The organism is Amycolatopsis sp. NPDC114503 (genome assembly GCF_055633655.1).
The window spans coordinates 492,620-510,921 of record NZ_JBVKDT010000005.1 but is presented as its reverse complement, the minus strand read 5'-3'; the positions used below and the strand labels follow the sequence as shown (position 1 = coordinate 510,921).

The window sequence follows — 18,302 nt, the reverse complement described above, 5'->3', positions numbered from 1 at the left end:
AGGGTGCGGACGTGACCGCCTCGAACGACAAGCCAGCCAGCGCGCCTCTGACCGAAGCCGGGCCCGCTCTGTTCCGCCTGGTCCGGTACTGGTCGCGGCGGTGGATTCTGCGCACCTCCACCGAACTCACCGGCGAAATGCGGCACGTGCAGCACATCCTCGCCGTCGAGGCGGTCGACACCGCCGGGACGCGCACGGACGAGGTCACCGTCGCGACCGTCGCGGACCACCTCGGCCTAGACCACTCCGGAGCGAGCCGCATGGTCCGAGACGCCACCGCGGCCGGTTACCTCGTCCGGGCCACTTCGGGCCAGGACCGCCGCCGCGCTTCGCTCCAGCTCACCGAGACCGGTCGCGAACTGCTCGCCGGTTCCCATCAATGGCAGCGCCAGACGTTCGACGAGCTGACCGCCGACTGGTCGCCCGCCGACCGGCACCGGTTCGCGGGCTACCTGCTCCGCCTCGAAAACCAGCTCAACCGCTGACGCGCACGGAAAAGGGCCGCCCGCGAAACCTCGCGAACGGCCCTTTTTCGTTGCTGGGCTTAGGAAAGCCGCTCCAGAACCATCGCCATGCCCTGGCCTCCGCCGACGCACATCGTCTCGAGGCCGAACTGCTTGTCGTGGTGCTGCAGGGAGTTGATCAGCGTCGAGGTGATCCGCGCGCCGGTCATGCCGAACGGGTGGCCGACCGCGATCGCGCCGCCGTTGACGTTCAGCCGGTCGAGGTCGATGCCCAGGTCGCGGTAGGACGGGATGACCTGCGCGGCGAACGCCTCGTTGATCTCGACCAGGTCGATGTCCGAAATGGACAGGCCGGCGCGGGACAGCGCCTGCTTCGACGCCTCGACCGGTCCGTAGCCCATGATCTCCGGCGACAGCCCGGTGACGCCGGTCGACACGACGCGCGCCAGCGGCGTCAGGCCCAGCTCGCGCGCCTTGGTGTCGGACATGATCACGACGGCCGCCGCGCCGTCGTTGAGCGGGCAGCAGTTGCCGGCGGTGATCCGGCCGTCGGGGCGGAAGACCGGCTTGAGCCCGGACACGCCCTCGAGCGTGACGCCCGCGCGCGGCCCGTCGTCCTTCGACACGACCGTGCCGTCCGGCAGCGTGACCGGCGTGATGTCCTTGGCCCAGAAGCCGTCCGCGATGGCCTTCTCGGCGAGGTTCTGCGACCGCACGCCGAACTCGTCCATCTCCTCGCGGGTGACGCCCTTGAGCCGCGCGAGGTTCTCCGCGGTCTGGCCCATCGCGATGTAGACGTCCGGGAGCTGCCCGTTCTCGCGCGGGTCCTGCCAGCTGTCCGCACCGGTCTCGGCGGTCGCCTTGGTTCGCGCCTCGGCGTCGGCGAACAGCGGGTTGTGCGTGTCCGGCCAGGAGTCGGAGCTGCCCTTGGCGAACCGCGACACGGCTTCGACGCCCGCCGAGATGAAGACGTCGCCCTCGCCCGCCTTGATCGCGTGCAGCGCCATCCGGGTGGTCTGCAAGCTGGAGGAGCAGTACCGGGTGATCGTGCAGCCGGGCAGGTGGTCGTAGCCGAGTTCGACAGCCACCGCGCGGCCCATGTTGAAGCCGGACTCGCCGCCGGGAAGGCCGCAGCCGAGCATCAGGTCGTCGATGTCGGCCGGGTCCAGCTGGGGCACCTTGTCCAGCGCCGCGCGCACCATCTGCACGGCCAGGTCGTCGGGGCGCATCCCGACCAGCGAGCCCTTTCCGGCGCGGCCGATCGGGGAGCGGGCGGTGGAGACGATGACGGCTTCGGGCATGACAGACACATCCTCGGGTCGGCGGCGCTAAGCGGTTGCTCACCATCTTGCCGCGTCCGGCGTCCGTCCGAAAGCCGAAGGCGACATGCACCACCTTGCGCCCGTGGGAGGATTCCCGCCGTGACAGAGCGCAACCGGGTGTTGTCCACGCGCACGATCGCGTGGTGGGGGACCGGCATCGTGCTGCTCGCGGCGGTCGCGGCGGCGTTGCTGCTGTGGCTGCTCGGCGGCGGCACCCCGGCGGATTCCTCGCGGCTCGACGCGTTGCGGACGGCGTCGAGCATCGTCGTCGGCACCGGCGGCGCGGCCGCGCTCCTGCTCGCCGCGCGGCGGCAGCGGTCCGCGGAGCTGGATCTGGAGCAGAAGGACCACGACGCGACCCAGCGCCGGATCACCGACATGTACGGCAAGGCCGCCGACCAGCTCGGCAGCGACAAGGCCCCGGTCCGGCTGGCCGGACTGTACGCGCTCGAACGGCTCGCCCAGGACCACGCGGACCAGCGGCAGACCATCGTCAACGTCGTCTGCGCGTACCTGCGGATGCCGTTGGACGGCACGGCCGAAGAGGTGCAGGTGCGCAAGGCCGCGCAGCGGATCCTGATGCTGCACCTTCGCCCGGGCGGCGGCGAGGAGCCGAACGGGTCGTACTGGCCGGACATCGACCTCGACTTCTCCGGCGCGCGGCTCGTCGAGCTGACTCTCACCTACTGCCGGATCCGTTCCATCGTCTGCCGCGAAACGACGTTCACCGAAGAATCGACGTTTTGTCACACCGAATTCCGCACCAAAGCGGATTTCACCGAAGCGACCTTCGAGAAACGCGCGGACTTCCGCGGCGTCGTCATCGGAGGCGAACGCGACGCATTCCGCGGCGCGAAGTTCGAACAGCATGCGGAATTCGCCGGAGACGCGAAAGTCCGGCTGGCCGGCGCCCTCGCGAAACCCGGCTACCGCCGCGGCTGGCCCGCCGGATGGACGGAGGAGCCCGGCGACGACGGCTGGCTCCGCCTGGTCCCGAGCTAGCCCGTCCGGGCCTCGCCTGTTTAGGCTGGTCGCGTGGAGTACGCAGAACACATCGTGGACCTCGTGGGCAACACCCCGCTGGTCAAGCTGAATTCGCTTACACGGGGGCTCAAGCCGCTCGTGCTCGCCAAGGTCGAGTACGTCAACCCGGGCGGCAGCGTGAAGGACCGGATCGCGCTGCGGATGATCGAGGCCGCCGAGGCCTCCGGAGAACTGCGCCCCGGCGGCACGATCGTGGAGCCCACCTCGGGCAACACCGGGGTCGGGCTCGCCATGGTCGCCCAGCGCAAGGGCTACCAGTGCGTGTTCGTGTGCCCGGACAAGGTGAGCGAGGACAAGCGCAACGTGCTGCGCGCGTACGGCGCCCGCGTCGTCGTGTGCCCGACCGCGGTCGCGCCCGAGCACCCTGACTCGTACTACAACGTGTCCGACCGGCTCGTACGCGAGATCGAGGGCGCCTGGAAGCCCAACCAGTACGCCAACCCGGAGAACCCGGCCAGCCACTACCACTCCACCGGCCCGGAGATCTGGAAGCAGACCGACGGCAAGATCACCCACTTCGTCGCGGGCGTCGGCACCGGCGGCACGATCTCCGGCACCGGCAAGTTCCTGAAGGAGGTCAGCGACGGCCGCGTCCAGGTCGTCGGGGCTGATCCCGAGGGCTCGGTGTACTCCGGCGGCAGCGGACGACCGTACCTGGTCGAGGGCGTCGGCGAGGACTTCTGGCCGGAAACCTACGACCGGAACGTCGCGGACCAGATCATCCCGATCAGCGACGCGCATTCGTTCGAGATCACGCGCCGGCTCGCGACCGAGGAAGGCCTGCTGGTCGGCGGTTCGTGCGGGATGGCGGTGGCCGCCGCGCTGAAGCTGGCCGAGGGACTGACCGAGGACGACGTCGTGGTCGTGCTGCTGCCCGACGGCGGCCGCGGCTACCTCACCAAGGTCTTCAATGACGCTTGGATGTCGTCCTACGGCTTCCTTCCGCCGGATTCCTCCGGCGCGACGGTCGGCGACGTGCTCACCCGCAAGTCCGGTGCGCTGCCCAGCCTCGTGCACTCGCACCCGAACGAGACGGTCGCCGAGGCGGTGGCCATCCTGGCGGAATTCGGCGTGAGCCAGATGCCCGTGGTCAGCGCCGAACCGCCGGTGATGGCCGCCGAGGTGGTCGGCGCGGTCAACGAGCGCGACCTGCTCGACGCGCTGTTCACCGGCAAGGCCCAGTTGGCCGACCGGCTGGAGACGCACATGTCGCCGCCGCTGCCCACGATCGGGGCTGGTGAGCAGGTGAGCGCCGCGATGAAGGCGCTCGAAGGGGCCGACGGCGCGCTGGTGCTGATCGACGGCAAGCCGGCGGGCGTCGTCACCAGGCACGATTTGCTCGCCTTCCTCGCGGGCCGGTAGGTCCAACCTCACGGCTGCCGGCCGGGGCGTCTGCGCGCGTCCTGGCCGGGCATCCGATAGCGTTACGGCCGAATAGAACTTTTTCGCGTCCTCGTCAAGGGGGTTCAAGACCCACATGAGTGCTCCGCAGCCACCGAACCAGCCCTGGGACGGCGGACAGCAGCCGCCGCAGGGCCCGTCGAGTGGTCCTACACCGCAGCAGGACAGTCCCTTCGGCGCGTCGGAGCCGACCCAGGTGGTCCAGCCGGGCCAGCCGCAGCAGCCTTCCCACGGCGGCGGCGCGTTCGGCGACACCCCGGAACCGACGCAGGTCGTGCAGCCGGGACAGCCGGCTGACGCGAACGCCACCCAGGTGGTCAACCCCGTGAGCGCCGAGGGCAACGCCGAGTCGACGCAGCTCGTCCCGCCGAGCCAGCAGCCGCAGAACATCCCGTACGCCCCGCCGCCGAGCGCCGCGGACAACCCGGCCGCGGTCGCCGGTTTCGGCGCCCCGCAGGGCTTCGGCCAGCCAGGGCAACCGGGCCAGCCGGGTCAGCCGCCGCAGGGCTTCGGCCAGCCGGGCGGGTACGACCAGGGCGGCTTCGGCGCTCCGCCGCAGGGCGCGTTCGGCCAGCCCGGGCAGCCGGGTCAGCCGGGCTTCGGCCAGCCCGCTCCGTTCGGCGCGTCCGCCGCGCCCGCGAGCGGCGGCGGCAACGCGCTGTACGGCTACATCGCCGGCGGCGTCACCGCGGTGCTCGCCCTGATCGCGCTGATCGTCTCGTTCAGCTACATGAGCGACACCAGCGACTACTCGAAGCTGTACGACAGCTCGAGCCGGTACCAGAAGCTGTTCGACGAGGCCGGTCTCGCTTCGCCGGGCACGCTCTGGCTGTACGTGATCATGATCCTGGTCGGCGCGGTGGTCGCGCTCGCGGGCGGCGTCGCGCTGGCGATGGCCTCGCGGGCGGCCGTGATGCGCAAGCTCGCCCCGATCGCCGTGCTGGTCGGCGGCGTGCTGTTGCTGCTGTTCTCGATCCTGGCGAAGTCCGGGACCTCGGTCAGCAGCGCCTTCGCCGACAAGTACGGCGGCGCCGGTTCCAGCGCGACGAGCGGCGGCGGCATGCTGACGCTGATCCTCGGCATCATCATCCTGATCGTCGGCGTGGTCGCGATCATCCCGGCGACCTCGCAGTACGTCGGCCTCGGTGCGTCCTCGGGCGGCCCCGGCGGCCCGGCGGGCCCCGGCGGCCCGCAGCAGCCGGGCGGCTTCGGCGGCGGACAGCCGGGCTTCGGCCAGCCGCAGCCCGGCGGTTTCCCGCCTCCCGGCGGTCCGAACCCGAACAGCGGGGGCTTCCCGCAGCCGGGCGGTCCGAACCCGGGCAGCGGGGGCTTCCCGCAGCCGGGCTTCGGGCAGCAGCCGCCTCCTGGCTACGGCCAGCCGGGCCAGCAGCCGGGTTACGGCCAGCCGCCGCAGCAGCCGGGCGGTTTCGGCCAGCCGGGCCAGTACCCGCCGCCGGGCGGGCAGCAGCCTCCTCCCGGTTACGGCCAGCCGGGCCAGCAGCCGCCGCAGCAGTGGTGAGCCGCTGAATTTCCGCGAAGGGCGCCTCCGTCTCACGACGGCGGCGCCCTTCGTCGTTTCCGGTCCGTTTTTCGCGGGATTCCCGGAAAGGTGGTGGCCTTTTCCCGACCGTTCCGGCAGCCGGGGGAATTGCGGCGCACATGCGCTCGCGCCGGTCCCCAACCGCGTATTTCCGGGCTAGGGTGAGCGCCGTCCGAATCGCCTTCCCAGCCCGAGGGGGACCTCCTGTGAGCGGCCTGCACGGACTTCCGGCACGGCAGCGAGAACGGGAATCGTCGGTGGCGGATCCGGTGCCGTACCGGCCGAACGGGAGCACCGCGATCGCCGCCGGGCTGTTCGGGCTCGTCGCCGCCGTGACGTCCGGCTATCTTCCGGCGAGGCTGTTCCTCGACATTCCGTCCGGGTTCAGCCTCGGCGACCTCTCGCCGTTGACGCTCGCCGATCTCGGTGCGTACCTGGGTGCTTCGCTGGTCTTGCTGATCGGCGCGATCGCGACCTTTTTCCGTGCGACAGCAGGCGCGGTGCTGCTTATCGCGGGCGCGTTGCTCGCCCTCGGAGCGCTTCTGCTGGAGCCCGCGCTCGGCGGTTCCCCGGCGTACGGCGAATATTTCCGGACGTTGCTGCGCTTCGAAAGTTTCGCCGCGCTCGACCGCGTCGCGCTGGCGGCCGCGGTGCTGTTGGTGCTCGTGCTGGCGGGGTTGCCGCGGACCTTCGGCTACCTGCGTTATCGCGTACCCGTGGTGCCTGCTTCGTCACCCTCGCGACAGTGGTAATTCCGCCCCGAAAGAGGGGCAAGCCTGGCACGATACAGGAATTCCACCCGCCGCCCGGCGGGAACAGATATACCGAGGACTCCCCGTGACCTACCCCCAGAACCCGCAGGGCCAGCCCCAGCAGCCGCAGAGCGGCCCGATTCCCGGGCAGCAGTACCCGGCGAGTCAGCCGACGCCGGCGCAGCCGTACCCGGGTGCGCCGCAGCAGCCGTTCGCTCCGCCTGGCGCGGGCCAGCCGTACCCGGCCTACTCCGGCGGGCCTGGCGTGTACCAGCCGAAGCCGAACGGCGCGACCGCGATCATCGCCGGGATCCTCGCGATCCTCGGCGGCGTTTTCGCGATCATCGGGGTCGTCGCCTCGGTGGTGGTGATCTCGAACATCAGCACGATGATCTGGCAGTTCTACCTGACGCTGGTCGTCGACGCGGTGCTCGTCGGCCTGCTGTTCTACGGCGGCATCGGCCTGTTCCTGCACAAGCCGTCCGCGCGGCTGTGCACGATCATCGGCTGCGGGCTGACGATCGCGCTCGGCATCGTGTCGGTCGTCGTCGCCTCGGCCGCGACGTCGGGCCTGCACACCAGCCGAAGCAGCGCGCAGATCCTGGGCGCGGGCATCGGCGGCGCCCTGATCGGGCTGATCCCGCCGATCGCGACCCTGGTGCTGGCGATCGTGAAGCCGACCGCCGACTGGGTCAACTACCGTCCGGACGCGCCCGCTCAGCAGGGTGCGTACGCGCCGCCGCAGAGCTGGTGACCGCGGGGCTGCCGGTGCGGTTTTGTACCGGCAGCCTCTCCCGCATGGTGAGTTGCCTCCCAGCTGATGGGATTGTCGGGGGTGCCCCGTACCCTGGGAACCATGGCCGACGACTACTCCGTCCTGGGTTTTGAAACACGCGCGATCCACGCCGGGCAGCAGCCCGATCCCCGCACGGGTGCGGTCATCGTGCCGATTTATCAAACGTCCACGTACGCGCAGGACGGCGTGGGCGGCACCCGCGAGGGCGGCTACGAGTACTCGCGCACCGCGAACCCCACGCGGACCGCGCTGGAGGAAGCCCTCGCCTCGCTCGAGGGAGCCCGGCACACGCTGGCGTTCGCGTCCGGCATGGCAGCGTCGGACGCGGTGCTGCGCACGGTCCTGCGCCCCGGCGACCACCTGGTCCTGGGCAACGACGCGTACGGCGGCACGTTCCGGCTGATCGACAAGGTGCTCAGCCTGTGGGGCATCGAGCACACGGTCGCCGACCTGAGCCGCATCGACGACGTACGGGCCGCGATGCGCCCGGAGACCAAGCTGATCTGGTGCGAGTCGCCGACCAACCCGCTGCTGGGCATCGCCGACATCGCCGCGCTCGCCGGCGCCGCCCACGACGCAGGCGCCCGGCTGGTCGTCGACAACACCTTCGCGACGCCGTACCTGCAAACCCCGCTGGCCCTCGGCGCGGACATCGTGGTGCACTCGACCACCAAGTACCTGGGCGGCCACTCAGACGTCGTCGGCGGTGCGGTCGTCACCAACGAGGACGAACTGCGCGAACAGCTCTTCTACCTGCGCAACGCCGCCGGTGCCGTCCCCGGCCCGTTCGACGCGTGGCTGACGCTGCGCGGCCTCAAGACGCTGGCCCTGCGGATGGACCGGCACAGCGACAACGCCGATTTGGTCGCCCGCACCCTGGCGAAGCACCCGAAGGTCACGAAGGTCTACTACCCCGGCCTCCCGGAACACCCCGGCCACGAGGCAGCGGCGAAGCAAATGCGCCGCTTCGGCGGAATGGTGTCCTTCCGCGTGGCGGGCGGCGAGGAAGCCGCGCTGGAAGTCGCGTCCAGGACGAAGCTGTTCGTGCTGGCGGAGTCGCTGGGCGGGATCGAAAGCCTGATCGAGCACCCGGGAAAGATGACGCACGCCTCGACGGCGGGCTCGACGCTGGAAGTCCCGGAGGACCTGATCCGTCTTTCGGTGGGTATCGAGGACGGCCGCGATCTGGTGGCTGACCTTACGCAGGCGCTGGGCTGACCCTGGTGTTTGGCTGACGGGGTGCTGGGCTGGTTTCTGGTGCCCCGTTGCTGGCTGGGGTGAGTTCGCTTGAGTTCGTCCCAAACGGCTGCCGAATTCGTTGCTGTGGCGAGTTTTGGCTGGGGTTTGACGGGATTCGCCGCGGTTGAGGCGGTGCGTCGTTCGGAATCTGGTGTGTGGCTTCGGCTGAGATTGGTTGGCCGGGAGCTGCTTGCTGGCCCGAGCTCTCTGTCGTTTCCCGGTGGTCTGGTGGCGGGGCTTCGCTGGTTCGCCGTCCGGCGAGTCCGGTGTGTGGCTTCAGCTGAGGTTGGTTGGGCGGAAGCTGGTTGCGGGACTGAGCTCATCCTCGTTCCCGGGTGATCTGGTGGCGGGGCTTCGCTGGTTCGCCGTCCGGCGAATCTGGTGTGTGGCTTCAGCTGAGGTTGGTTGGCCGGGAGCTGCTTGCTGGACCGAGCTCTCGCTCGTTCCCCGGCGATCTGGTCGCGGGGCCTCGCTACTTCGCCGTCCCGGCGAATCCGGTGTGCGGTTTCGGCGGAGCTTCCCGTGGCTGAAGCGGTCCTGCGGCTTGGCTGAAGCGGTCCGGCGTGAGCTTGGCCGAATGGTCCGGCGTACGGCTTGGCCGAAGTCTGCCTCGCCGAATGCCGCTTGCCGCACTCAGCTCTTGCCCGCTCCCGGCAATCCAGCAGCCGAATCCCGCAAAACCGTCGCCCCAGCGAACGATTTCCCCATCTCGCCCAACGCACCCGGCGTCCCCAGCCGAAAAGCCGGGAACCGCAGCCAGCCTCAGGGCTTGCTGTTCTCCGGGATCGCATTGGCCTGCCGGGTCCCGGTCGTCGCCGGCAGCTCGCTGCCGTTCACGCAGCCGCCGACCAGTTCGATGTGGTTGTCGTGCCGGATGTACTGGGCGGGGCCGGTGCAGGCGGCCGCTTCGACCGTCGCGAAGGCCGCGCCGGTGAGGGCAACCGCGGAGAGGATGCCCGCGGCTAGCGGCAGCAGACCGGTGCGGGACTGGGCTCGGGACTTGGCCCGGGCGGTGGTCCCGTGCTGCGCGCGTGCCATGGTCGCACTCCCTGATCATGTGTGGCTGCCGTTATCAGGGTACCGGTCCGGCGGGCGGCGCACCCCGGCCGTCCGTCGGTGGCATCATCGGCGCCATGGAACTGGTCAGCGTCGAGAGCATCCAGGAAGCTCGGAAGCTTCTCGAGGGCATCACCCGCGTCACGCCGATGGAGCACGCCCGCGACCTGCGCCGGCTGCACGGCGGCCCGGTGTACCTCAAGTGCGAGAACCTGCAGCGCACCGGCTCCTTCAAGATCCGCGGCGCCTACACCCGCATCCACGGCCTGACCGCCGAAGAACGCGCGCGCGGCGTTGTCGCGGCCAGCGCCGGCAACCACGCGCAGGGGGTCGCGCTGGCGTCGTCGCTGCTCGGCATTTCCTCGACCGTCTTCATGCCGCTGCGCGCTCCGCTGCCGAAACTCGCCGCGACCCGCGGTTACGGCGCGGAGGTCCATCTCCATGGCGCCGTCGTCGACGAAACCCTCGCCGAGGCGATCGCGTTCTCGGAGCGCACCGGCGCGGTCTTCATCCACCCGTTCGACCACGCCGACGTCATCGCCGGCCAGGGCACCGTCGGTCTGGAGATTCTCGAACAGGTGCCCGGAGTGAAAACGATCCTCGTCCCGACAGGCGGCGGCGGGCTGGTCGGCGGCGTCGGGGCGGCGGTGAAGGCGCTGCACCCGGAGATCCGGGTCGTCGGTGTCCAGGCCGAGGACGCCGCCGCGTATCCGTCCTCGCTGGAGGCAGGCGCGCCGGTCCGGCTGCGCGAGGTGCACACGATGGCGGACGGAATCGCGGTCGGCGAACCGGGCAAAATCAGTTACGCGCACGTCCAGTCGTTGGTCGACGACGTCGTGACGGTCACCGAGGAATCCTTGTCACGCGCGGTATTGCTGTGCCTCGAGCGACGAAAGCTGGTCGTGGAACCGGCCGGTGCCGCTTCAGTGGCCGCGCTTATGCAGCACCCCGGCGCTTTCGAGCCGCCGGTGGTGGCGATCCTCTCCGGCGGCAACGTGGATCCCGTGCTGCTGCAACAGATCATCCAACACGGCATGACCGCCGGCGGCCGCTACCTGAAGCTGCACCTGCGCGTACCGGACCGTCCAGGCTCGCTGGTTTCGGTGCTGTCGTGCGTGAAGGAACTGGGCGCGAACGTCCTCGACGTCGAGCACTCCCGCATCTCCGGCAGCCTCGCGCTGGGCGAGGTCGACGTCGCCCTCGCCCTGGAAACCCGCGGCCCGGAGCACTGCAAGGACGTCGAAGCCGCCCTCGCCGACGCCGGGTTCACGATCGTCCCCTGACTGTCTACTGTGGACTCTCCGGCAGCCGGAGACTGAACCACAGCGGGAGGTAGTCCTCGTCGCGCGGGTAAAGCTCCTGGTCCAGTGCGTAATCCTCGGGCCGCGGAGGCGTGTGGAAGGCCGGCTCGTCGTCCTCGTTGAAGGTGGCCTGATAGCTCGACGGCGGGTCGATGACCAGCGAGAGCGTGTACCAGGTGCCCCGGCCTTGGACGTATTTGCTGCGCCGCAGCTGCGCCAACGGCTTCGACAGCTCCCGCGCGACGGGCACCTGCTGCGTGCTGCCGTCGGCCATCCGCGCGCCGCAGGCGAGGTTCGCGTGCCTGCCCAACGCCATGAAGTCGAACACGATCCGCTGCCACCCCTGCGGAGCAGCCGCGCCAAGTGCCGTCGAGATCTCGCTCAGCAACTCGTCGGGATCCGGCGGCGCACTCTGCGGTTCCGGACGGCTCTGTTCGGCGGGCGGGCTGGTCATCGCAGTCAGCATCCGTTGCTGCGTCGCCTCGTCCACCTCCGGCACCGTGTAGTTGGCCGCCCGGATGTGCTCGACCAGCTCCGGATCCGGCGAAATCCCGTGCTCACGCAGGTAATAGCCGACCGCGCCGGGCCACACCCAGCTGCCGTCGGTCCGGAAATTCAGCGGGACAGCATCCGTGCGGGACGGATCGAAGGCATCGGTGTCGTTGCTGCGAGACGCCAGGATGACCGGCGCGCTGCCGAGATAGCCGAGGACGCGCTCGCGCTCCTCCGGCGACAACGCTTCCCGCTCGACGACCGGGTTGCCTGCCTCGTCGAACCCGTCGTAGACGCGCGGAGTGCGCAGCTCGCCTGCCGGGATCGCTGATTCCTGTTGGGAGACAACGGATTCCGGCGCAGTCGGGGGTGCTTCTGCGGAAACCTCGCCAGGTGCTGCTTCCGGCGCGGAAGTTTCGGCAGCGATCTCGGCCGCCGCGACTTCACTGGGCTCGGACTGCGCCTCGTCGCCAACCGACGCCGGGGTAGCGGCTGCTGTTTCCGCGAAGGACGGGGGGACGGCCTGTTCCGCGTTGGGCAGCGGTGGAGATGTGTCGGGTTCGTCCACGGGGAGCGCGGGCACAGGCTGCGCAGTGTCTGCGGCCGGTTCTGAGCCGGGCAGGGGTGTGTTGGGTTCGTCCACGGGGAGCGCGGGAGCAGATTGCGCAGTGTCTGCCGCCTGTTCGGCACCGGGCAGCGGTGGAGGCGTCGCGGGTCCCGCCGAGGGCACCGGATTTTCCGTGCCCGGCAACGGCGGCGGGACCTGCCCCGAATCCGGCAAGGGAGGAGGTACCGCAGGACCCGAGCCGGGGACGTGCGGCGGAACCGGCTGCCCAGCACCAGCACCCGCACCAGCAGGCGGAGGCGTCGGAGCACCCGCGCCCGGCACCGGCGGCGGAGGAGCCACCGCACCGGCCCGCTGGCGCAGCCACGGCGGTACGAATCGGTCCTCGCGCGGGAAAAACCGCAGTTCGTCCTGGAAGCCGATGGGCGGCGGGACCTGCCGCCACCGCGGTTCGACGTCCGGTTGGTAATCCGTGAAGGGCGGCCGCTGCGGCGAGAACACCAGGGTCGCGCTCAGCCACGTGCCCCGGCTCGGCTGGTACATCCCGGTGCGCAGCACGCCGAACAGCCGCGGCAGTTCCGGATGCGGCTGGACCGGGTAGGTCCGGTTGTCCGGGGCGAGCACGGCGACGTCGACTTCCACGTGCCGTCCCGCGGCGCGGCAGACGACCTGCAGCTGCTGCCAGTCCGCGGGCAGCGCGGCCGCGGCCGCTTGGCCGATCTGCTGGACGAGGTCCTGCTGCTGGGCAGGACTGAGCGGCACCGGTGGCCGGGTCATGGTTTCTGCGGCTCCTCGCCGGGCGAACGCTTCATTTCCGAATTTCCGATCAGCCGTTCCGCGGCGGGATGATGCCCGCGAGCAGGTTGGCCGGCGTGTAACCGGACTGCACGTCGAACGTCATCCCCACCGAGCGGGCGAGCACCGCCACCGCGAGCGGGGCCAGCGCGAGGAACCCGTCGGGATCGTCGGCGCGGTCCTCGGCGGTCCAGTACTCGCGGTGCCGTTCCAGCGCGGCGACGAACGCGTCGGCGAACTTCTCCGCGTCCCGGCGCAGCACGTAGTAGAACATCCGGATCGGCGGGTACACGAGCTGCAGCATCGCCGCCGGCGGCGTGTACTGCGCGGCGTCCGGGTCGGTGCCGTCCATCGCGGGCAGGAACATCTCCGGGGTGACCTCGCGGTGCGCGAGGAACGTCTGCAGCGTTTCCACCCACGGGTACATGTAGGCGTCGTGCTCGATGCCCGATGCGCGCAGCACGTCGAGCGGCACCGCGGCCAGCTGCTGGATCAGCACGTCGTCCCGCTGGATCACGGCGAGCCACGCCGCGGTCAGCCACGCGCCCGGGTCCGTGCGTTCGGTGGGGCCGGTGGCCGCGAAGCGGCGCGGACGGCCGATCACTGCGTCGACCTCCTGGCCTTCCGGCGCGCTCGCCGCGGTGAAGGCGGCGGCCGCGGCTTGTGCGGCGAGGGCGAGGTCGCCCCACGTGTCCGGGTCCTCGGCGTCCGGGTCGACCACGCTGCGGTACTGCCCGAGCATCAGTTCCCGGCGCAGGACGTTCGCCAGCGCGCTGGTGTCCTGCGTGATGTAGTCGAAGTAGAAGGCCACCTGCGGCGACAGCTTCTCGATCTGCTTCCACGCGACGGTGACGTCGACGGAATGCCTGGGGACGGTGGTCATCGATCTCATTCCTCACCGGATGCCGGAGTCATCGGCGACTCGTAGTCGTAACCGTTGAACGGCTTGTAGTCGTAGCCGCTGTTCGTGTGCCTCGGCCCGGACTGGTCGACCAACGCCCGCACCTCCACATAGTCGAGCCTCTTCTGGAGCTTCGCACGTTCGAGCGCGTCCGCGAGGTCGGGGTCGGTGCGCGCGATCGCCTTCACCGTGTCGTCGAAGTACTTCGGGTGGCCCTGGCGGTACGTCCGGTTGTCCGCGTGCACGTAGCGGCTGCTGGGCTTGCCGCCCGGACCCTTGGCCTCGTGCACGAGGTAGTGCGGTTCGCCGCCGTTGTGGTAGTCGACTTCCCAGATGTGGTCGAACTTGCTGTTGCCCCGTACGCCGCCGTCGGTCGCGTGGCGCGGGGTGATGTCCGCGCGGACGTTCCCGTCGCCGTCGACGATCTGGTAGCGGTGACTGCCCTCCGGCGCGTCCGGATGTTCGCGGACGTCGAAGTTCTGGTCCGGATGGGCCTCGGAGAATTCGCGGTGCACGCGGTCGCGCACCGCGTGGCCGGAAGCCTCCTCGCCGAGGTCCTCGGACGCCCGGTTCTTCGCGTTGTGCGCGTCCGTCCAGTCGGGAGAGTCGGTGGGGGTGTCCTTGAGGTCGTTGTACTTGGTTTCGCGGTCGCGGACCTTCTCGTCGATCGCGTCGTAGTCCTTGTCCCGCCAGTTCGACGTGTCCGAATGCGTTCCGGGAACGTGCTGCTCGCCCGCGTTGTGGTGCTGGCCGTCGCCGGAGTCGTGACCGTTGTGCTGCCCGGCCCCGGTGTCGTCGCTGCCGTGGTGCTGGCCGTTTCCGGTGTCGTGCCCGCCGTTCCCGTCGTAGTCGCGGTGCGGCGCGTGGGTGGTCGACCGCGCTTCGTCGAACCCGAGGAACTCCGCGGCGGGCCGGTCGTTCTTGAACACCGGTTTGCCGTCGACGAGGTCGACCGGGTGCGGCGGGTTCGCCGGATCGGCCTCGGAGTGCTTGATCCGCAGCTCCTTGCGCCCCGTGGTCTGGTCGGTCCACTCGTAGTAGTGCTTCTTCATGTACTCCGGGTCGGCGAGGTTTTCCCTCGGGGTGCGGCCGTCGGGGCCGGGCCGGTCGCGCCAGTCGAGGTCGTCGTCCCCGTCCTCGCCGCGGTGGCGGGAGCTGTCGGCGTCGACGCCGTGCGGGTCGTGGTGCTTGCCGTCCGGAGCGAAACCGTCGTCGCCGACGCGGTGTGCCGTGCCGTCGGGACGATGCACCGACCATTCGCCGTCCGGCGGGATCCGCGGCCGCATCCGTCCGTCTGGGCCGATTTCGTAGTCGGAGGAGAAGACGTGCCCGTTCGAATCGGTCCACGCCGGCTTGCTCGGCGCCATCACCTCGGTGTCGAGGTCGCGCGACAGCCGGTGCGCGAAGTCGTTCGACCCCGCGTCGCAGCCGATCAGCCGGATCGGCCCGCCGTCGTAGTTTCCGTTGCGCCGCAGGATGTCGGCGAACTCTTCCGGCGTGTACAACCGGTCGCCGATGCGGGCGTGACCGTCCGCCGTGACGTGCACGTCCACCGTGTAGCGCCCGTCCGGGTCCGGCCGGACGCGGTGCGGCAGGTCGCCGAGCTCGGGGTCGTCGCGGTGGTACGAGCTGCCCGCCGGGGTGTCCTCGGCGTGCCGGTGGTTGACCTCGTCCGGCGACAGCGGCTCGTCGTGATGCGGCGGGGTGCCATCGTGGTCGGGGTGCTCGGGGTTGTCGTGGTGGTTCGACCCGTCCGAGTCGGGGCGCTTCGGGTCGGCGTGGTCCGGATTGGGCTCGGCCGCGTCGTGCTCCGGCTTGGGCTCGGACTTGTCGTTGCCCGGCTTGCTTTCCGCGTCCTCGTGCTGCCCTGGTTTCTTGGTCGGCTCGGTGTTCTCGGGCTTGCCGGGCTTGCCGCCGTCCTTCGGCTTCCCGGACTCGTCGGCGTTCGGTTTGCCGTTCTGCGCCGGCGAGTCTTTTCCAGTCCGTTGTGGACTGTTGGCTTCGCCGGGCTTGGCCGGCGCATCGGTACGCGCACCGCCGCGCGCGACGGGCTCGGGGGAGCCGTCCGGACGCCGCGCGCCGCCGCCCGCCTCCGGGCCGCGCTGACCGCCGCCGGGGCCGGTCGCGACTGCGGCCGCGGCCGGGGGTGCGGAGCCGTCGCCGGACCCGCGGTTCGCCGATGAGGGCGATCCGCCGCCGGACGTCGGTGCGGGCTCCGAACGACCGGGACCCGGCTCGGTACCAGTGCGTTTGGGCTGCCCGGCCTCACCGCCGTCGCCGGGGCGCTGCGGACCGCCGCTCGACGAATCCGACGGACGCTGCGGCGAAGAACCACCGCCGCCCTCGGAAGGCCGCTGCGGGGTGGAGTCGCCGGTGCGCTGCGGAGACGAGCCACCGTCGGAGGGCCGCTGCGGCGTCGAACCGCCTTCCGAAGGCCGCTGCGGCGTCGAACCGCCATCACCAGGACGCTGTGGCCCAGGCCCGGAACGATCCGGAGTACGGCTCGGCCCGCCACCGTCCGAAGGGCCCGGACCGCCGCTCGGTCGCCGACCCGACGGACCGCTGTCCGGAACCCGGTTCGGCGCCACCTCGGGAGCGCGCGTCCCCGGCGTCCCGGTCCAGCCGCCTCCGCTGGGCCGAGGAGCCGGACTGCCGCCGCCGGCCGGGGCGCTGGTCGGACTGCCGCCACCGCCCTGCTGCGGAATTCCGCCGCCCGCCGGACTCTGGTTCGGCGAAGAACCGCCCCCGTCATTCGACCGGATGTGTTGCGGGGGAGCGGATTGCGGAGCGGGAGCGTCCGCACGAGGCGGGGCGTACCCGCTCGCCGACGTCGAGTCGCTGCTGCTCGAGTGATGCGGGCTCGGCTCGCCGCCGCCGGAGTGCGTGCCGCCGCCCGACGACGCCGACCCGCCGGAGTGCGGAGCCCCGCCGGAATGCGGAGTACTCGGCGGAGCGCTGACCGAGGACGGCGCATCGCTGTGCGAAGAGCTTTGCGGCGAGTAGGAACTGTCCGCGGGACTCTCTCCGCCGCCGCGGGACGTCGGGCTCGAATCACCGGCGAACGTCGACGGACTGGAGTCGGTGTGGCTCCCGCCGGGGCTGTCGGAACCACGCCGGGACGACGACGTCGCAGTGTCGATTGTGGACGGTCCGGTGCCGTCCGGCGACGAGGAATGCGAACCGCCCGGCGAAGACGGACTGTCGCTGTTCGGGCTGTCGCTGCTCGGACTGTCGGATCCGTTGTGGCTGCCGGAATCGCCCGAGTGGTCGCCGGGCGCGTCGGAACCGTCCGAACTGTTGTGGCTGCTGTTCGGACCGTCGCCGCCGTCAGCACTGTCCGACCCGTTGGAGCGGCGCGACCCGGAAGGCGAGCCGGTGTCCGCGTCGCCTTCGCCGGATCCGCTGTGATGACTGCCGCCGGAGCCGCCCGCACCGCCCCCGCCGGAGCCGCCGCGGTGGAAGAAGCCGCCCGCCTTGATGTTCTTCGTGCTGATCACGTCGAGGCCGGTGACCTTGCCGGCCAGCTTGCCCAGCACCTTGATGATCTTCGTGAACACCTCGGCGAGCTTGCCGAGCAGCGGCGAAACGCGGCGCATCGTCTCGCACAGCTTCGTCAGCAGTTCGCTGATCTTCTCGCCCCATTTGGAGATCGCCGTGACGGCCTGCGCGACCACCAGCGGCGTCCCGAACCCGAGCGAGAACACCTCCTCCATGACCCAGGAGATCAGCTTGCCCACCAGGTCCGCGATGAGCTGGCGCACCAGGCCGCGCACGAAGGCGACGACCTGGCCCATGATCATCGTGACGGTGCCGATCGCGCTCGCGACCGTCGCCGCGCCGCCGATCGCGTCGGCCGCCTCCGCCGCGGACTTCCGGTAGGCGTCCGCGCCGTCGCCCTTCCACTCCGCGGTGCCGGTCTTGACGGCGTTCTCGAGGTCTTTCTGCCGTTCCTGCAACGACTTCGCGACGTTGCCCCAGGTGTCGGCATAGGACTGGATCACCGGCGGGTTGCCCGCGACCGAGTCCAGCATGTCCTTCAGCGGCTGCACGTGTTCCATCAGGAACGACGCCACCGACGACATCAGGTAGCCGAACGGGTCGATCGCCGCGCCCGCGATCTCGCCGGCGAGGCTCGCGACGCCGAGGCCGCCGGAAACCCAGTCTCCGTCCGCGATTCCCTTGAACGCGTCCGTCGCCGATTCGGCGATGTTGATGCCGGTGGCGTAGCCGTAGTCGCCGTTGCCCTCGGTGAAGGGCCCCGGCCCGTCGCCGTCCTTTTTGGACTGCGCGACCAGCGGATTGGCGTCGGGCATCAGTCGCTCGCCTTCATCGAACCGGCGGCTTCGCCTTCGTAGCTGTCGTACGCCTTCGCCGCGTCGCGCACCTTCTGCGCCTGCGCGTCCATCGCCGTGACGGTGTTCTCCAGCGCGTTGATCCCGTAGTTCTCGACCGGGTCGAGCATCATCCGGAACGGCTGGCAGAGAATGCCGTACGCGTCGGTGGGCATGCTGACCTGGTTCGCGGCGTCGACAGCCTGCTTCAGCCCGTCCGCGATCCCGTCCAGCTGACGGGCGTGCGCCTCGAGATCGCCGCCGATCTCATAACCCCTGGGTGCCATCGTTTTTCTTCCCCCT

Annotated in this window: 14 protein-coding genes; 8 read left to right on the top strand and 6 right to left on the bottom strand. The window is 70.5% G+C overall.

The features are described from left to right. The first annotated feature begins 11 nt into the window (after positions 1–11). Positions 12–485 carry a MarR family winged helix-turn-helix transcriptional regulator gene (locus ACZ7OI_RS24135; protein WP_470266428.1) on the top strand — a complete coding sequence of 158 codons (474 nt, stop codon included), beginning with the start codon at positions 12–14 and terminating at the stop codon, positions 483–485. 59 nt (positions 486–544) lie between these two features. Here ACZ7OI_RS24135 and ACZ7OI_RS24130 read toward each other — a convergent pair whose 3' ends face one another. Next, on the bottom strand, positions 545–1,765 hold the full coding sequence (locus tag ACZ7OI_RS24130) for an acetyl-CoA C-acetyltransferase (RefSeq protein ID WP_470266427.1): 1,221 nt from the start codon (positions 1,763–1,765) through the stop codon (positions 545–547). Between the two features lie 120 nt (positions 1,766–1,885). Between ACZ7OI_RS24130 and ACZ7OI_RS24125 the strand changes: the two genes are divergently transcribed. The 6 genes from ACZ7OI_RS24125 to ACZ7OI_RS24100 all read left to right on the top strand — a co-directional run bounded on the left by ACZ7OI_RS24125 (position 1,886) and on the right by ACZ7OI_RS24100 (position 8,537). Continuing rightward, positions 1,886–2,788, top strand: coding sequence for a pentapeptide repeat-containing protein (locus ACZ7OI_RS24125; RefSeq protein WP_470266426.1), 903 nt, complete (start codon positions 1,886–1,888; stop codon positions 2,786–2,788). A gap of 33 nt (positions 2,789–2,821) precedes the next feature. Further along, positions 2,822–4,192, top strand: coding sequence for a cystathionine beta-synthase (locus ACZ7OI_RS24120; protein ID WP_470266425.1), 1,371 nt, complete (start codon positions 2,822–2,824; stop codon positions 4,190–4,192). A gap of 235 nt (positions 4,193–4,427) precedes the next feature. After that, the gene (locus ACZ7OI_RS24115) at positions 4,428–5,750 is read left to right on the top strand and encodes a hypothetical protein (protein ID WP_470266676.1); all 1,323 of its coding nucleotides are present in this window, start codon (positions 4,428–4,430) and stop codon (positions 5,748–5,750) included. A gap of 227 nt (positions 5,751–5,977) precedes the next feature. After that, positions 5,978–6,523 carry a hypothetical protein gene (locus tag ACZ7OI_RS24110; protein ID WP_470266424.1) on the top strand — a complete coding sequence of 182 codons (546 nt, stop codon included), beginning with the start codon at positions 5,978–5,980 and terminating at the stop codon, positions 6,521–6,523. 85 nt (positions 6,524–6,608) lie between these two features. Further along, entirely contained in the window at positions 6,609–7,277 is a 669-nt protein-coding gene (locus ACZ7OI_RS24105) for a hypothetical protein (protein ID WP_470266423.1), read from the top strand. A 102-nt stretch (positions 7,278–7,379) separates the two neighbouring features. Continuing rightward, positions 7,380–8,537 (top strand): cystathionine gamma-synthase, encoded by a 1,158-nt coding sequence (locus ACZ7OI_RS24100; protein ID WP_470266422.1) that lies wholly within the window; start codon positions 7,380–7,382, stop codon positions 8,535–8,537. A 783-nt stretch (positions 8,538–9,320) separates the two neighbouring features. On the opposite strand, the gene ACZ7OI_RS24095 is transcribed toward ACZ7OI_RS24100, so the two are convergent. Beyond that, positions 9,321–9,596, bottom strand: coding sequence for a hypothetical protein (locus ACZ7OI_RS24095; protein ID WP_470266421.1), 276 nt, complete (start codon positions 9,594–9,596; stop codon positions 9,321–9,323). 95 nt (positions 9,597–9,691) lie between these two features. On the opposite strand from ACZ7OI_RS24095, the gene ilvA reads away from it, so the two are divergent. Continuing rightward, positions 9,692–10,897 (top strand): threonine ammonia-lyase, encoded by a 1,206-nt coding sequence (gene ilvA, locus ACZ7OI_RS24090; protein ID WP_470266420.1) that lies wholly within the window; start codon positions 9,692–9,694, stop codon positions 10,895–10,897. A 4-nt stretch (positions 10,898–10,901) separates the two neighbouring features. Here ilvA and ACZ7OI_RS24085 read toward each other — a convergent pair whose 3' ends face one another. From ACZ7OI_RS24085 to ACZ7OI_RS24070, 4 genes are read right to left on the bottom strand one after another with little or no spacing between them, the layout of a single operon-like run. Beyond that, entirely contained in the window at positions 10,902–12,749 is a 1,848-nt protein-coding gene (locus tag ACZ7OI_RS24085) for a hypothetical protein (RefSeq protein ID WP_470266419.1), read from the bottom strand. Positions 12,750–12,798: 49 nt separating this feature from the next. Continuing rightward, on the bottom strand, positions 12,799–13,650 hold the full coding sequence (locus tag ACZ7OI_RS24080) for an immunity 49 family protein (RefSeq protein ID WP_470266418.1): 852 nt from the start codon (positions 13,648–13,650) through the stop codon (positions 12,799–12,801). Between the two features lie 5 nt (positions 13,651–13,655). Continuing rightward, positions 13,656–17,981, bottom strand: coding sequence for a hypothetical protein (locus tag ACZ7OI_RS24075; protein WP_470266417.1), 4,326 nt, complete (start codon positions 17,979–17,981; stop codon positions 13,656–13,658). After that, entirely contained in the window at positions 17,981–18,286 is a 306-nt protein-coding gene (locus ACZ7OI_RS24070; protein WP_116206174.1) for a type VII secretion target, read from the bottom strand. The genes ACZ7OI_RS24075 and ACZ7OI_RS24070 overlap by 1 nt, the downstream gene beginning before the upstream one ends. Positions 18,287–18,302 lie beyond the last annotated feature (16 nt).

Coding starts and splice junctions, on each gene's coding strand:
- ACZ7OI_RS24080 (WP_470266418.1), bottom strand. CDS start 13,650: ATGACCACCGTCCCCAGGCATTCCGTCGACGTCACCGTCGCGTGGAAG.
- ACZ7OI_RS24070 (WP_116206174.1), bottom strand. CDS start 18,286: ATGGCACCCAGGGGTTATGAGATCGGCGGCGATCTCGAGGCGCACGCC.
- ACZ7OI_RS24130 (WP_470266427.1), bottom strand. CDS start 1,765: ATGCCCGAAGCCGTCATCGTCTCCACCGCCCGCTCCCCGATCGGCCGC.
- ACZ7OI_RS24085 (WP_470266419.1), bottom strand. CDS start 12,749: ATGACCCGGCCACCGGTGCCGCTCAGTCCTGCCCAGCAGCAGGACCTC.
- ACZ7OI_RS24095 (WP_470266421.1), bottom strand. CDS start 9,596: ATGGCACGCGCGCAGCACGGGACCACCGCCCGGGCCAAGTCCCGAGCC.
- ilvA (WP_470266420.1), top strand. CDS start 9,692: ATGGAACTGGTCAGCGTCGAGAGCATCCAGGAAGCTCGGAAGCTTCTC.
- ACZ7OI_RS24075 (WP_470266417.1), bottom strand. CDS start 17,981: ATGCCCGACGCCAATCCGCTGGTCGCGCAGTCCAAAAAGGACGGCGAC.
- ACZ7OI_RS24100 (WP_470266422.1), top strand. CDS start 7,380: ATGGCCGACGACTACTCCGTCCTGGGTTTTGAAACACGCGCGATCCAC.